Here is a 14,991-nt window from a genome sequence, read left to right on the forward strand (position 1 = left end):
ACTGTGTGTGACTTTTTCGTCAACGAAGTGCTCGATTTCGGCAATTGGTGACGCAGTACGTCAGTTTCTCCTGCGGAGCGAGACCCTGTGTGATCCAGCGCACATTTTATCGCGCGGTGAAACGCGTGGCACGGCCGATGCATTGCAGCATCGTGACCACCGAGGGAAGGGGCTGAACGCCATGAACGCTGTCATGTCCACTAACGAACCCATGATTCGCCACCACGATCTGCTCATCGAAATGGGCAGCCTGGAAATGGCGATGGAAAGGCTCAACGAACGCAACGCCGCGGAACAGGGCCGCCTTCGTCCGCGCATCGAGCAGCGCCTCGCGCGCATTCGCGAAGCACTGGCCGGACTGAACGACTGACCCTGGGCTCAGCCCAGGGCGACCCGGGCGAGGATATCGGTCAGGTCGCGCGACAGATCCTTGCGTGCAGCCAGTTCCGCAACCACGGCATGCGCTGACTCGCGACGTAGGGGCTCCAGGCGCTTCCACCCATTGAAGGCCGTCGCCACGCGCGCGGCGACCTGCGGATTGAGGGCGTCGATCGCCACGAGGCGGTCCGCCAGCCAGCGATAGGCCGCGCCGTCCGCACGGTGGAAGCCGCTCGGATTGGCCCGCGCGAAGCTGCCAAGCAATGACTGCACACGGTTCGGGTTCTTCAGCGTGAACGCGTCGTCGCGTTCCAGCGTCTGGATACGCCCCAGGGCCGTCTCGCCCGGCAGCTGCGCCTGCACGGCAAACCACTTGTCGAGCGCAAGGGCGTTCGACTCGTACTTCTTGCGGAAGTGGGCGAAGGCCGGAGCCGCGCCTGCGGGATCGATCGTCGCCAGCGTCGCCAGCGCCGCCAGGCGGTCGGTCATGCCCGGTGCTTCGTCGTACTGCGCGCGAGCCAGCTCGCGGGCGTGGTTCTCGTCGACCAGCGAAAGCAGGTCCAGCACACGACGCTTCAGCTGGCGCTGGGCCTGGCTTGCCGCATCGAGCGATCCGCTGGTGGCGGTGCGAAGGACGTCGTAACGCGCGCGTAGCGCAGGGACGCCGATCTTGCTGGCCAACGCCTGCAGCATGGCCTGACGGCTGGCGCGGATGCGGTCCGGATCTCGCTCGGGCTGGCGCTCGACCAGCTCGATCTCACCCGGTGGAGTGAGCAGTTCGGCGAGCAGCGCGTCTTCGACGGAGGGATCGCCGAACAGTTGGGCGAGCGCCGTCGTCCAGGCGCCGATAGCCGCACCGTCGTCCTTTCGGTCGCGACAGTCGTCGTAGGCGAGGCCCGCGAGCTGCTGCCCGGCTTCCCAGCGGTTGAAGCCGTCCGGATCGTGGCGAAGCAACACGCCCAGTTCTTCTGGCGCGTAGTCGAACTCGAGGATCACCGGCGCCGAGAACCCGCGTAGCAGCGAGGGGACCGGCGCGCTGTGGATGTCTTCGAAGACGATGCTGCGTTCGGCGCCATCGAGCACGATCGTGCGCTCGGCAGCGCCCGTCGTGGCCTCGCCCTCGAGCCGCAGCGGCAGCGCCTTGCCCGTCGCGTCGAACAGTGACAACCGCACCGGGATGGGCAGCGCGTGTTTGACCGTCTGCCCGGCGCTGGCCGGCGTGCGTTGGCGCAGGGTGAGCCGATAGCGCGATTGCGCCGCGTCGTAGCGCGCTTCAGCGGTCAGGCGCGGCGTCCCTGCCTGGCTGTACCACGCCAGATAAGCAGACAGATCGGTGCCATTGGCGTCGCCCAGGGCCTTCAGGAAGTCCTCGATCGTGGCGGCATCGCCGTCGTGGCGATCGAAGTAGAGGTCCATGCCCTTGCGAAAGCCGTCGCGGCCGAGATGGCCGGCGAGCATGCGGACCAGCTCGGAACCTTTCTCGTACACGGTGGCGGTATAGAAGTTGTTGATCTCGCTGTACTGCGACGGACGTACCGGATGCGACAGCGGACCGGCATCTTCGGGGAACTGCGCACGGCGCAGCAACGCAACGTCTTCGATGCGCTTGAGCGAGACCGAATTCATGTCTGCGGAGAAGCTCTGCTCGCGGAACACCGTGAGCCCTTCCTTCAGGCTGAGCTGGAACCAGTCGCGGCAGGTGACGCGGTTGCCGCTCCAGTTATGGAAGTACTCGTGGGCGACGACGGCTTCCACGTGGCGGTATTCGTCATCGGTGCTCGAATCCGGGTCGGCCAGGAGGTACTTCGCGTTGAAGATGTTGAGACCCTTGTTCTCCATCGCGCCCATGTTGAAGTCGTGGGTGGCGACGACGTGGAACACATCGAGATCGTAGTTGCGCCCGTACGCGCGCTCGTCCCACTGCATGCTGCGGATGAGGGAGTCCATCGCGTAGTCGCAGCGATCGATGACATCGGGCTCGGCCCAGATGTGCAGCGCCACCGCGCGGCCATCGGCCGTGGTGTAGTCGTGGCTGATCCGTTCCAGGCGTCCCGCGACCAGGGCGAACAGGTAACTCGGCTTCGGATGAGGATCCACGAAGCGTGCCCAGTGACGGCCATCGGGCAGGTCGCCCTCGCCGTCGGGATTGCCGCCGGCGAGCAACACCGGGAAACGCTGGCGGTCGGCGCGCAGCGTCACCGTGTACTTCGAAAGGACATCGGGCCGATCGGGGAAATAGGTGATGTGACGGAAGCCTTCGGCTTCACACTGGGTCAGCAGGAAACCGCGGTCGCGGCTGCCGGAAAGGTACAGGCCCTCGAAGGCGGTGTTCTCCGCCGGCCGGACCGCCACGCGGGCACCCAGGATGCAGCGGTCGGCGTCCACCGCGACTTCCAGCATGCCATTGGCGAGGATGTACTCGCCGTCGCCCAGCCGTCGCCCATCCAGGGTCAGCTCGAGTAACTCGATGCCTTCGCCGTTCAGGCGAATGGGCTCGTCGGCCTGCCGCACCAGGGTAAGGCGGCTGATGACCTCGGTGTGGTCGATACCGAGGTCGAACTCGAGAGCCACCTCCTCCACGGCCCATGCAGGCGGGCGGTAGTCGGCGAGGCGGATAACGGACGTGGGGGCGTCGGAACGATCACTCATGGCGGTAAGACAACACATGTTCTGGTCTGACAGGCAGGCTAACATGCGGTCGGATTCGTCAAAAGGAAGCCTCCCCATGTCCCGATTCACCGTGACGCGCTCCACCCTGGGCGCCAACGAGTTGGTGGTGCTGGTCGATGCCGATGCCGATCGCGAGGTCCGTATCGCCCGGCGTGGCGCCACCGTGCTCTCGATCACCACCCGCTGGCGCGACGAGACGCGCGCCGTGACCGACGGTTTTCGCAACGAAAAGGAGCTGGTCGGACATAAGGGGTCGCGCTTCGCCATCATGACGCCGTTCGCCAACCGCGTTAACGATTCGCGCTACACCTTTGAAGGAACCACTTACGACTTGCAGCCAGGTGCTGTCGGCGCCGATCGCGCCAGTCGGCACGGGTTCCTCCGCGGAACGCTGTTCGACGTGCAGCGCGAACATGGCGACGATGATAAGGCGTCGGTCACGCTCGTCACCGACGCGATCCGCCCGGGCGTCAATCCCGGGTACCCGTTCGCGCTCGATTTCAGCGTGACCTTCACCCTCGACGAGCACGGTCTCACGGTGGAAGCGAAGACGCGTAATGTCGGCGAACACGCCGCGCCCACGTTCTTCGGCTGGCATCCGTACTTCCGACTCTCGGATCATCCAATCGAGACCTGGGAGCTTCAGGTGCCCGCGGACAAGGTCATCGCCACGGACAAGGATTTCATTCCCCTGCCGGGCACCAGCGCCTGGCAAGCGATGGACAAGGCCGACCGTTCGCTCGATTTCCGCAAGGCGCGCCCCATCGGTGGTACCGAACTCAACCACACCTATGCCGACCTCCAGCTCGACTCGGATGGCAAGGCGCGCACGCATCTGCGCGACCCGAAAACGGGTGCGGGCATCGCCGTGTGGCAGGAGCGAGGCGTCATGCTCGTATTCACGGCAGACACTGCAGACCGCGACGCGCGCAAGTCTGTGGCGCTGGAACCGATGGAATGCATGCCGGATGCCTTCAATCGCGACGACTGCACGCCATTGATCACACTGGCCGCCGGCCAGGAGCGTCGCTTCGTCTGCGGTGTGGAGTTCGATACGTGACCTTGCCGACCTTCGCCGACGTACGCGACGCCGCTGCGCGCATCGCACCCCATGCGCTGGTGACACCCATACTTCGCAGCGACCGCATCGACGCGCTGGCCGGCGCGGCGGTCGTCTTCAAGTGCGAGAACCTGCAGCGTGGCGGGGCCTTCAAGTTTCGCGGCGCGACCAACGCCGTGTGGTCACTGAGCGACGAAGACGCCGCACGCGGTGTCGTCACCCACTCCTCAGGCAATCACGGGAATGCCCTCGCGATGGCGGCGCGCACGCGCGGGATCACGGCGCACGTCGTGGTCCCCGAAGGCGCCGTGAAAACCAAGGTGGATGCGATCGTCGCGGCAGGCGCTTCCGTACATCGTTGCGCGCCGACGACGGCCGCGCGCGAGGCGAAAGCCGCCGAACTGATCGCCAGCACGGGCGCGACCCTCGTGCATCCCTATGCCGACTCCCGAGTCATGGCAGGTCAGGGAACGCTCGTGCCGGAGCTTTTGCGGCAGTCTCCCGGGATCGACACGATCATCTTTCCCGTGGGCGGTGGTGGGTTGGCCTCGGGGTGTTCGATCGCCGCTCATGGCATCGACCCTGCCATCACGTTGTTCGGTGCCGAGCCCGAGGGCGCTGACGATGCCGCACGCTCGCTGGAAGCCGACGTGCGTGTCGGGCCGTTCACGCCGCACACGATTTGCGACGGGCTGAGAACACTGATCGGCGAACCGAACTTTCATGTCCTGCGCGAGCAGGGCGTCACCGTGCTGCGTGTCAGTGATGCCGAAGTCATTGCCGCCATGCGCCTGCTCTGGTCCGAGTTGCGCATCGTGGTCGAGCCATCGAGCGCGACCGTTCTTGCCGCTTTGCTGCGGCATCCGGAGCGAATCAGGGGACGACGCGTCGGTGCGGTATTGACTGGCGGCAACGTCGATCTGGACGACCTTCCCTGGTAAGCATTCGCACGGCCCACGCTATCTGAAGCGGACATCCGCAGCCGCTTTGCGTGGCTATTCTCGTCCCTTCTTCAGGACGTGTGAGACGGGACATGCGATGCGCCTGGGCCGAGCAGAACGACGCTGAACGCGTCTATCACGACACCGAGTGGGGGCTGCCGGTCCGCGACGATCGCCATCTCTTCGAATTGATCACGTTGCGCGGGGCGGCGGCCGGTTTGTCATGGCGAACGGTGCTTGGAAAACGTGAACACTACCGCCGGGCCTTTCACGATTACGACCTGGTGCGCATCGCCGCCATGACTGACGACGAACTCGCCGTGGTTCGTCGTGACCGCGGCATCATTCGTCATCGCCTCAAGATCGCCTCGGTGCGTGGCAATGCGAGGGCGGCACTCCGGTTGATCGAAAGCGAGGGCTCGCTGTCGAGGTTTCTTTTTGCCCTCGTTGATGGCRAAGCTATCTCCACGCCGCCGCGTTACATGTTCGGCCTGCGCTCGCGTAGCGATGCGTCCGATGTCATGAGCGCGACGCTGAAAAAGCGGGGGTTTCGTTTCGCGGGCACGGCCATCTGTTATGCGCTGATGCAGGCCACCGGCATGGTCGACGGTCACGAGCCCGGTTGTAAGCACCGCGCAGGCCCCTGACGCACGTCCATCAGAAGGGCGTCTTTCGCCGCGAGCCGCGCAGGTTCTCGATGGGGAAGCTCGCAATCTCGCCGCTGCCTTCGCGGCGCGACTGTCCGGCCGGCGGGCCCCACGCGTGTGCGGTCACCACTTCCCAGGTCGAGGGAATGACGCCCTCGTTCCGCATCGCCTCGTAGGCATCGAGCATGCGTCGGTAATGATGCTTGCCAGTCAGGCCGCGCTGGCGGTCGGCGTCGGCGTTGTTTGCGCCGAGGCCGCGCAATTCGTCGAGCAACGCGCGTGGCGTGGGGTAGGTGAGGGTGTAGCGCTCGGCGAATAACACAGGATCACGCAAGCCGGCGCTCAACATGGCGTCGCCGACGTCGTGCATGTCCAGGAAGCGTGCGACATGGGCGTGCTGGTCGGCTTCCGCCCAGGCGGCGCGCAGCTCGCTGAGCGTGTCGGGGCCGAACGTGGAGAACGTGAGCAGGCCGCCGGGCTTGAGTACGCGTGCGCACTCGGTAAACAGACGGCCGACGTCCTCGCACCATTGGAAGCAAAGATTGGAGAAGAGGATGTCGACACTGTGGTCGGGCATCGGCAGCGTGTACGCATCGGCGGCGACGCGCGAGAAGGGCTTCAGCCAGCTGCTGTGCTGCCGGGCCTGACGCAGCATCGGCAGCGCGAGGTCCATCGCGATCACCTGGGCCTTCGGATAGCGCTTCTTCAGTGCCGCGCTGCCCCGGCCGGTACCCGCACCCACATCGAGGATGACCTCGGGCACCTGCTCATACATGTCGAGACGGTCGACCAGGGTCGACTGCACCTCGCGCTGCAGCGCGTCGTGCTTCTCGTAGGTGCCGGCGGCGCGACCGAAGTTACGCTTGATCCGGGTCCGGTCGAAATGAAAGTCGCTCATGCGTCTGCTTCGGTGAACTGCGTCAGGACATCGGCCACGGCGATGGCGTGTCCGATGAAGGGGGCGTGGCCGGCGTGGGCGATTTCTTCGAAGCGGCCGCCAGCCGCCTCGGCGCACCAACGCATGGCCTCGGGATGAACAATGCGGTCGCGTCGGCCGGCTATCCAGAGGCTGCGCTTACGCAGTTCGGAAAGGCGCGATCGCAGGTCGGTGCTTTCGAGCAGGCGAAGGCCTTCCATCAGCACGCGCGGGTCGGGTTCGCCGCGAGAGAAGGCTTCTTCCTTGAGGCGTCGGGCCTCGGCGCGTGGATCGGCACTGCCCATGGCCTCAAGCGCGATGAAGCGCTCCAGCGTGCCGTGGTAGTCGGCTTCCAGGTCGGCGGCGAGTTTCTCCACCATGGCCGCGTCGTTACCGTAAGGCCAGCCTTCGGTGCGAACAAAGCGCGGCGTGGAGCACATCGCGACGACGGAGGTGACGTGGTCGGGCAGGTCGAGCGCCGCGGTGAGCGCGACCAGCCCGCCGAGCGACCAGCCCAGCCATGTCGCCGGCGGGGTAACCGCGGCGATCGCCTTCGCGCACGCCAGCGGTTCGAGCGGAATGTCGCAGTCACGGGAGTAGCCGTGACCCGGCAGGTCGACCACATACATTGTGTAGCGCGACGCCAGTGCCTCGACCAGCGGCGCAAGGATGCCGCCGTGCATGGCCCAGCCGTGGATCAGCACCAGCGGTGTCTCGCCATCGCCGTGACGCTCGACGTGCAATCCGCTCACGGCGCGTCGCTCGGCGCGAGCGTCGGATCGACCGCGCCGCGCTCATCGAAGACGAAGCAGTCACCGCGCCAGTGCGCACCACCGGCCTCTTCGAAGTATTTCAGGATGCCGCCTTCGAGCTGGAAGACATGGTCGATGCCGATCTCGCGCATGTGGATGGCCGCCTTCTCGCAGCGGATGCCGCCGGTGCAGAACGACACCACGGTCTTGCCGTCGAAGCGCGCGCGGTCCGCGGCGATGGCTTCGGGAAAACCGGTGAAACTCGACAGGCCGTATTCGACCGTGTTCTCGAACGTGCCAGCCGCTACTTCGTAGTCGTTGCGTGTATCGACCAGCACGACCGGACGGCCGTCGTCATCGTGTCCTTGATCCAGCCAGCGACGGAGATCCACCGGCAATACATGCGGCGCCCGTCCTTCTTCGGGACGAATCGACGGCGCGCGCATGGTGATGATTTCTTTCTTCAGGCGCACGCGCATGCGTCCGAACGGCACGTCATCGGAGAGGCTCTCCTTTGGTGCGATGTCGGCGAAGCGCGGATCCTCGTGCAGCCATTCCATGAAGGCGTCGATCGCTTCGCGTGGCGCGGCCAGGAAGAGGTTGATGCCCTCCGGCGCGAGCAGGATCGTTCCCTTCAGCGCCAGGGCGTGGCAGCGCTCGACCATCCGCGCGCGCAGCGCGTCCAGGTCGTCGAGGCCGACGAACTTGTAGGCGGAAATGTTGAGGATCGACATGGGCATAGGGGGAGGGACGCGGCCGCCCATTATACGGCGGCGGTCCCGGCGGGTCCGGGGAGGCGGCCAAGGGCATCCAGCAGGGCGTCGATCTGGTCCGGTGTATGCGCCGCGGACAGGGTGATCCGCAGCCGGGCGGCGCCCTGCGGCACGGTGGGTGGGCGGATGGCGACCACGAGGAAGCCGGCGGCTTCCAGGGCTCGCGAGGCGCTCAGGGCGCCCTCGGCCGGACCGATGAGCAAGGGCTGGATCGCGGTCGATGACGGCATCACGGATAGCCCGAGCTGACCGGCGCCCAGGCGGAACCGGGCGATATTTGCCGCGAGCTGCTCGCGGCGTCCGTCCGCGTCGGCGCGCACCAGGCGCAGGGAGGCGCGCGTCGCCGCCGCCAGGGCGGCCGGCATCGCCGTCGTGTAGATGTAAGGGCGCGCGAACTGGACGATGGCCTCGATCAGGGAGGCATCGCCTGCAACGAAGGCTCCCGCCGTTCCCAGCGCCTTGCCAAGCGTGCCCATCAGCACCGGCACCTGCGTCGCGTCGAGACCGGCCGCGGCGACGCTGCCGGCGCCCTGGGTGCCCAGCACACCGAGGCCGTGGGCATCGTCGACGTAAAAGAGGGCGTGACGTTTCCGGCAGAGCGTGGCCAGCGCCGCCAGCGGGGCGACATCCCCGTCCATGCTGAAGACGCCATCGGTGGCAAGCAGGGCCGGGTGGTCAGGCCGCGCATCCAGCTGCCGTGCCGCGGCTTCGGCATCGGCATGCGGATAGCGGCGAAGCTCCGCACCGGCCAACTGGGCGCCGTCGATGAGGCTGGCGTGGTTGAGGCGGTCCTGCACGCAAAGCGCGTCACCGCGGCCGGGCAGGCCGCCGGCACCGAGCAACGCCTGCAAGGCGCCCAGGTTGGCCATCACACCCGTGGAAAACAGCACGGCACGTTCGCGACCGGTCCAGTCGGCCAGCTCTTCCTCGAGCGCGGCGTGTTCACCGCGATGGCCGGAGACCAGGTGCGCGGCGCCGGTGCCGACGCCTTCGACGGCCGCCGCACGACTTAGCGCCGCCATCAGATCCGGATGACGGGCGAGGCCGAGATAATCGTTGCCGCAGAAATCGACCAGCGTCCGCCCATCGACGAGACGTTGGCCGTCCGGCGTGACCTCGCACGTGCGCGGGCGGCGTAACAAGCCATCCCGCTCGCGTTGTGCCCGCGCGGCTTCCACACGGGCACGGAGGTCCGGCCGGCTCACGCCGCGTCGGCGCGTTCGACGATGTCCGCGTGAACCGTGCCCGGCTCGATCTCGACTTCCATCGGCTTGAGGCCGAGGCGTTCGAACAGACGGCGGTCGTGCTCCACGTCCGGGTTGCCCGTGGTCAGCAGCTTCTCGCCGTAGAAGATCGAATTGGCGCCCGCAGCGAAGCATAGCGCCTGCAGGGCATCGTCCATCGACTCGCGGCCCGCGGAGAGGCGCACGACGGAGGCAGGCATGACGATGCGCGCGACCGCGATACTGCGCACGAATTCGAAGGGATCAAGCGCTTCGGTGCCGGCCAGCGGCGTGCCGGCGACCTGGACCAGCCGGTTGATCGGCACGGATTCGGGATGCTCGGGCAGGTTCGCCAGGCTCGTGATCAGTCCGGCGCGCTGCGAACGCGATTCGCCCATGCCGACGATGCCGCCGCAGCAGGTCTTCAGGCCGGCCTGGCGCACGTGGTCGAGGGTGTCCAGACGGTCCTGGAACTCGCGCGTCTGGATGATTTCGCCGTAGAACTCCGGCGCGGTATCCAGGTTGTGGTTGTAGAAGTCCAGGCCGGCGGCCTTGAGCGTGTCGGCCTGCGGCTGGGACAGCATGCCGAGCGTCGCGCAGGTCTGCAGTCCGAGGCCCTTCACGGCGGCCACGATCTCGGCCACCTTGACCACGTCGCGGTCCTTCGGCGAACGCCACGCGGCGCCCATGCAGAAGCGGCTGGCGCCGGCATCCTTGGCCGCCTTGGCGCGCTCGAGCACGGCTTCCACGCTCATCAGCTTCTCGGCTTTCACGCCGGTGGAGTAGCGCGCGGCCTGCGGACAGTAGGCGCAATCCTCAGGGCAGCCGCCGGTCTTGATGGACAGCAGGGTCGACACCTGGACCGCATTGGGGTCGTGGTACTGGCGATGCACGGTCTGCGCCTGGAAGAGCAGGTCGTTGAAGGGCAGGGCGAAAAGGTGTTCAACCTCCTCGCGGGACCAGTCGTGGCGGATGGCTGCGGTCATGGTGGGCTCCCGTGGCGAAGGCGCGAAGTGTCGGCGCCGGCAGGGTCACTGTCAACCTTGGACTATCCACAAAAGTTGACCAAGCTCGCCCTCGCACGGTAGAGCCGATTCATCGGCGATACCCACCCTTGCCGCTCAGAATCCCATCACCCTCGGCCGGGTTGGTTAGTGCGGTAGTGGACGCTACGGATATTCAAGCGCAACTGCTGATGTCTTGCGCTGCTATCGAGTCGGCCGCAGATGTACCAACCATTGATACTGCACCGGGCCTTCGGGTCGCTCTTCAGGCGGTAGAAGACGTGGTTGTCATTGCCTCGATAGCACACCGCGTGGCTTAGATCTTCAATTAGCCGTGGAAGCTGAAGAGAGAATTTGTATCGCTGTGAGCAAAAAACGCGCTCGTCGAGCGTGTCGTCCTTCTTCCACTCGCGGAAAAGAACCGCCTCTTCAGGATCCTTAGCTGTTCGCGAGCGGGTATAGCAGTGATTGGCGTAGTACACGTGCAGGTCCACCGACACCTGCTGCTTATCAAGCAGTAGGCGGTACGAAATTACCTTGGTCCTGAGGTGAGCAATGCCGTATGACCTACCGGTGATGACATCAAATATTTCGTCCACGGCTGCCTAGTCGTCCTAGCGCGACGGTCGCACGCGCGCATTGCCATTCTGAACGCACTAGCAGGCTCACCCGTAAGCCGCGCCTTCACGCCGGTGTGCGTCGAAGGTCGGGGTGCGTGGGAAGCGGACGATAGCAACGCCCATGCAGCGTTGGCTCTAGGAGGATTCTGAAAAATCGCGCGGATGACTTCGTCCACGAATCCGACGCGGTGGACTGTAGACGAATGGCACTGGCCCTCGAAGCGATCGGCACGATGACGCAGAGGGGCGTGTCGCCAAACTTAACGGCCGGTCAACGGCAAACGGCGTGCTCCCGGATACTCAATTACTATGAAGTCGTCCACACAGGAGGATTCCACATGAGCGATGGACAAGGCAGCGGCGGCAACGTACTTGCCGCGATCTGCAGTTGCGTCATCCCCGGCCTCGGTCAGCTGGTGCAGGGGCGCGTTTTCAAGGCACTGTTCATGTTCGTGCTGGCCGCTGTTCTGTGGGTGATCTGGCTTGGCTGGATCATCCATCTGTGGTCGATCGTCGATGCGGCCATGTTCCGCCGGCGCGACTGATCGATTCGCCGACGCATGGACGCGTCCCGCTTCACTCGATGGATCGCGGCGGCCGGCCGTTTCGTCCTCCCGCCGCGATGCCTGGTCTGCGGTGACCAGGGTAATGAGGCGCGTGAACTCTGCCGCGCCTGTTACGCCGCCTTGCCGCGCAACCTCGCCTGCTGTGGACGTTGCGCGCTTCCGCTGCCCACGCCGATTGCCGAATGCGATGCATGCCGGATGGCATCGCGTCCCTGGGCTGACCYCTGGGTGCCGTACGAATACGGGTGGCCGCTGGACTCGCTCGAAACGCGCTTCAAGTTCGCCGGTAGCCTTGCCGCGGGCCGCGTGCTCGCCGATGCCTGGATGGATGCAGGCCCACCGCCGTCGGTGCCCGAACTGCTGTTACCTGTCCCGTTGCACCTGAGTCGCCTGCGTTCGCGCGGTTACAACCAGGCACTCGAGCTGGCGCGACCGCTGGGCAGGCGCTATCGCGTCCCCGTTAACAACGACGTTCTCTATCGCGCACGCCGCACCGACGCCCAGTCCGAGCTCGACGCCGCCGCACGCCTCGGCAACGTACGCGGCGCCTTTGCCGTACGCCGCGTACCGGTGCAAAAGCATGTCGCGATCGTCGACGATGTCATGACCACCGGGGCCACCCTCATCGAATGTACCAACGCACTGCTCGCCGTGGGAGTCGAACGGGTGGATGTCTGGGCGCTGGCGCGCACGCCCTTGCCCGGCGGTCGTCAGTGATTGATGTACACGGGATTGCCGAGGATCAGCAGCTTGCCTTCGGGTGAGCGCACATCCACGCGCAACCAATGCGGCTTGCCGTCGCTCATCCAGTCGAACGCCAGCTCGCCACTCGGCGGGATGAGGTCATGCCCAGCGAGATCGATCGGCTTGCCGCTGTCGAGTACACGCAGCGGTTGACCGCCGAGTGCCGAGGTACGCACGACCACATGCACTGACGCTCCCTTTGCAACAGCCAGCGCGTCACCCATTTCCACTGTCTTCGAACCCGCGGTAGCCTGGATCTCCAGCGACCGATCACGTGTACCTTCCACATCGACGAACACGTGCCCCGCGCGAATGCCGTCGAGGATGCCCTCCATCGACAGCTCCCGCGAATGCACCACGGTGGTCGGCGAGCCGATGCGTCCAGCGAACGTATCCCGCGGCGCGTCGCTGCCATCGTGACTGTCGCTACCGCCGATGCCGGTGATACGCAGGCCAGCATCGAGCTGCGCCTCCCAGAACGGGATGCCGCTGTCCGCTCGCTCCGCGTCGCCGCCGTTGACGGCCTCGATGGCCTGGAAGCCGTGCATATCGACGATGTTATGCGGCGTGAAACCACAACCCATGCAGGTCTCGTCGTTCGGGCGGCGCGGGTGGTTGATCGAGATCACGCCGCGGGCYTTCGCGACGTCGGCCAGTAGTGCGTTCCAGTCGGGCACGCTGCCGCTGCCGACGCGGAAGTCGAGCGGTCGCGACACACCGAACAGGTTCGCATGGCCTTCGAAGGTGGTGATCTCGCGTGCCGGGATCATCAGCATGGTGTCGAAGTACGGTTGCAGCTCGCGCATCTCCGACACCTGCGACATGGTGTTGTGTTCGGAGATAGCGATGAACTCGAGACCGCGCTTTGCCGCGTTGGCGACGGTCAGGAACAGCGGGCAGGGCACCTTCTTCGTCCCCAATGCGTTGGGACAGCCGCCATCGCTGTGCGCCGTATGCATGTGAAGGTCGCCGCGATACCAGCGAGCTTCGGGATTGAGTGGCGCAGAGAGCCCATGTTCCGGACCGAAACCTTCGTCATCGCGCGACAACCATACCTGCGCCGTATACGTGGCCGTCGAGGCAGGGCGAATGTTCGGAATACCCAGCAGCAGTCGCCACTTGCCCGGTTCGATCACACCCGGCAGGAACGACGCCGTGGCATCCGTCGCGGAGACCGTGAAGCGACGCTTGCTTCCGCCACTCCATCCGCGAAAACCATCTTGTCCCGTGAAGCCGGTGGGGCCCAGCAGGCCGAGGTCGATGGTCGTCTTCTCCTCGCGGCCGGTGTAGGCGACATCGATGGTGATTCGCGTCGTGCCTTTCGGTACATTGAACGGCACTTCGCGATAGGTGTGCTGGTCCTTTCCCGACAACGCGCCGCGAAGCACGAGGTCGGGCGCCCGCTCCGCCGCCACGGTGGCAGCGAAGCAGGTCAATAGCAGGGCAATGAGTCCGCGCATCAGAAGCGGTACATCACGGCGGCGCGGAACGAGCGGCCGAGCAGCGGGCGCGCGATAAAGGTGTTGGCGCCGGCATCGGAGCTCGCCAATTCACCGGCACGCGGGTTGCCTTCGGTCAGGCCGAGCGAGTTGAAGATGTTGTCGGCGTAGAGATACAGCGACAGCTCCGGGGTGGCGTCGTAGCGAGCGCTGGCGCCGACGACGTGGTACGACGGCAGGACGACCGAGTTGGCGGTGTCGACGAAGCGCTTGCCTTCGTGCTCGTACGACATCTGCAGGCGGAGCTTGCCCTCCATCAGGTTCACGCCAGGTACCACGCGGTAACTCATCTTGGGCACGCGGATCAGCTGGTTGTCGTCATAGTCGCGCAACACCGGACCATTGTTGACGTTGTCCGTATAAGACAGGCCCTTGTACTTCGGATCCTGCAGTGTCGCGTTGAACTGCACGTCGAACCACTTGGTCGGGTACAGCGTGCCTTCGAGCTCGAGGCCGTAGGTCTTGGTGCTCGCGAAGCCGGTCTGCGGCGTGGACGTGTTGCCGGCGCGATCGAAGACGTTGTTGGTGAAGCTGACGTTGTCGTACTTCGTGTAGAACGCCGTTGCGTACAGATCCATGTAGCGGTCGCTGAACTTCCAGCCGGTTTCGGCCAGATCCATCGTCTGCAGCAGCGGCGTGGCGGTCGGGCTGGTGATGTAGGTGCTCAGGTTGGGCAGGCGGAAGGCCGACGTCCAACGCGCGAACAGACCCTGGCGCGGCGAGAATTGCCAGTTGGCGCCGAGCGTCCAGCCGGTCTTGGAAAACGTCTGGTCGTAGTGGGTGAACTGGCCGTTGCCGGTGAGCACGGAGGCCGCCGCCGGCGAGCCGCCGATGTCCACCGTCTGCTTGCCTTCGGTGTAGCCCTGCACATTGACCCGTTCGTAGCGCAAGCCGCCGTCGATGCGCAGCTCCGGTGTGATGGTCCACTCATCGGAGACATAGGCCGCATTGGTGTTGGACTTGCCGCTTGCGTGTTCCCACTCGTAGCCGTAACGGTATACGCCGTGATCGGTCAGCGAGCCGACGACGTTTCCGTTCGGATCCACGCCAACCAGATCGATCAGGTGTGCGTTGTCACGCACATCCGTCAGCACGGTGGACGAATAGCGGTCGAAGTCCTGCTGGAAGTTCGCGTGGTAATAGCCGAAGGTGACATCGTGCGTCTGCTCGCCGAACTCGAACTGGCGCAGGACACGCG

15 protein-coding genes are annotated in these 14,991 nt (G+C 65.5%); 6 read left to right on the top strand and 9 right to left on the bottom strand.

Annotation, left to right across the window (positions count from 1 at the left end; translation table 11 throughout):
- Positions 1-193: 193 nt before the first annotated feature.
- The gene (locus tag AC1DSN_RS03770) at positions 194-370 is read left to right on the top strand and encodes a hypothetical protein (RefSeq protein ID WP_477294084.1); all 177 of its coding nucleotides are present in this window, start codon (positions 194-196) and stop codon (positions 368-370) included.
- 8 nt (positions 371-378) lie between these two features.
- Here AC1DSN_RS03770 and pepN read toward each other — a convergent pair whose 3' ends face one another.
- On the bottom strand, positions 379-3,027 hold the full coding sequence (gene pepN / locus AC1DSN_RS03775) for an aminopeptidase N (RefSeq protein WP_477294086.1): 2,649 nt from the start codon (positions 3,025-3,027) through the stop codon (positions 379-381).
- Between the two features lie 76 nt (positions 3,028-3,103).
- Between pepN and AC1DSN_RS03780 the strand changes: the two genes are divergently transcribed.
- From AC1DSN_RS03780 to AC1DSN_RS03790, 3 genes are all read left to right on the top strand, one after another.
- Positions 3,104-4,108: an aldose epimerase family protein gene (locus tag AC1DSN_RS03780; RefSeq protein WP_477294088.1), complete on the top strand. Its 1,005-nt coding sequence runs from the start codon at positions 3,104-3,106 to the stop codon at positions 4,106-4,108.
- Complete coding sequence (locus tag AC1DSN_RS03785) at positions 4,105-5,049, top strand: threonine ammonia-lyase (RefSeq protein ID WP_477294090.1); 945 nt, start codon at positions 4,105-4,107, stop codon at positions 5,047-5,049. The genes AC1DSN_RS03780 and AC1DSN_RS03785 overlap by 4 nt, the downstream gene beginning before the upstream one ends.
- Before the next feature lie 92 nt (positions 5,050-5,141).
- The gene (locus AC1DSN_RS03790; protein ID WP_477329646.1) at positions 5,142-5,696 is read left to right on the top strand and encodes a DNA-3-methyladenine glycosylase I; all 555 of its coding nucleotides are present in this window, start codon (positions 5,142-5,144) and stop codon (positions 5,694-5,696) included.
- A gap of 10 nt (positions 5,697-5,706) precedes the next feature.
- Here the strand turns inward: AC1DSN_RS03790 and bioC are convergent, their stop codons facing one another.
- The 6 genes from bioC to AC1DSN_RS03820 form a co-directional block, all read right to left on the bottom strand.
- Positions 5,707-6,594 carry a malonyl-ACP O-methyltransferase BioC gene (bioC, locus tag AC1DSN_RS03795; RefSeq protein WP_477294094.1) on the bottom strand — a complete coding sequence of 296 codons (888 nt, stop codon included), beginning with the start codon at positions 6,592-6,594 and terminating at the stop codon, positions 5,707-5,709.
- Positions 6,591-7,364 (bottom strand): pimeloyl-ACP methyl ester esterase BioH, encoded by a 774-nt coding sequence (gene bioH, locus AC1DSN_RS03800; RefSeq protein ID WP_477294096.1) that lies wholly within the window; start codon positions 7,362-7,364, stop codon positions 6,591-6,593. The genes bioC and bioH overlap by 4 nt, the downstream gene beginning before the upstream one ends.
- Positions 7,361-8,098: a sulfurtransferase gene (locus AC1DSN_RS03805; RefSeq protein WP_063572154.1), complete on the bottom strand. Its 738-nt coding sequence runs from the start codon at positions 8,096-8,098 to the stop codon at positions 7,361-7,363. The genes bioH and AC1DSN_RS03805 overlap by 4 nt, the downstream gene beginning before the upstream one ends.
- A 29-nt stretch (positions 8,099-8,127) precedes the next feature.
- A complete protein-coding gene (gene bioF, locus AC1DSN_RS03810; protein WP_477294099.1) occupies positions 8,128-9,342 on the bottom strand; it encodes an 8-amino-7-oxononanoate synthase in 1,215 nt (404 codons plus the stop codon).
- Positions 9,339-10,346 carry a biotin synthase BioB gene (gene bioB, locus AC1DSN_RS03815; protein ID WP_477294101.1) on the bottom strand — a complete coding sequence of 336 codons (1,008 nt, stop codon included), beginning with the start codon at positions 10,344-10,346 and terminating at the stop codon, positions 9,339-9,341. Before bioB ends, bioF begins: the two co-directional genes overlap by 4 nt.
- A 146-nt stretch (positions 10,347-10,492) precedes the next feature.
- A complete protein-coding gene (locus AC1DSN_RS03820; RefSeq protein ID WP_477329648.1) occupies positions 10,493-10,963 on the bottom strand; it encodes a hypothetical protein in 471 nt (156 codons plus the stop codon).
- Between the two features lie 359 nt (positions 10,964-11,322).
- Here AC1DSN_RS03820 and AC1DSN_RS03825 point away from each other — a divergent pair, with 359 nt between their 5' ends.
- Together AC1DSN_RS03825 and AC1DSN_RS03830 are read left to right on the top strand one after the other, a co-directional pair.
- Entirely contained in the window at positions 11,323-11,529 is a 207-nt protein-coding gene (locus AC1DSN_RS03825; RefSeq protein ID WP_063572572.1) for a hypothetical protein, read from the top strand.
- 15 nt (positions 11,530-11,544) lie between these two features.
- Positions 11,545-12,267, top strand: a complete 723-nt coding sequence (locus AC1DSN_RS03830; protein WP_477329650.1) for a ComF family protein — start codon at positions 11,545-11,547, stop codon at positions 12,265-12,267.
- Here AC1DSN_RS03830 and AC1DSN_RS03835 read toward each other — a convergent pair.
- Complete coding sequence (locus AC1DSN_RS03835; RefSeq protein ID WP_477329652.1) at positions 12,261-13,754, bottom strand: CehA/McbA family metallohydrolase; 1,494 nt, start codon at positions 13,752-13,754, stop codon at positions 12,261-12,263. The genes AC1DSN_RS03830 and AC1DSN_RS03835 overlap by 7 nt on opposite strands.
- On the bottom strand, positions 13,754-14,991 hold a 1,238-nt coding region (locus AC1DSN_RS03840), incomplete at its 5' end, for a TonB-dependent receptor domain-containing protein (protein ID WP_477329654.1). The genes AC1DSN_RS03835 and AC1DSN_RS03840, both read right to left, overlap by 1 nt.

Source organism: Luteibacter sp. P4_D7_3, assembly GCF_056401735.1.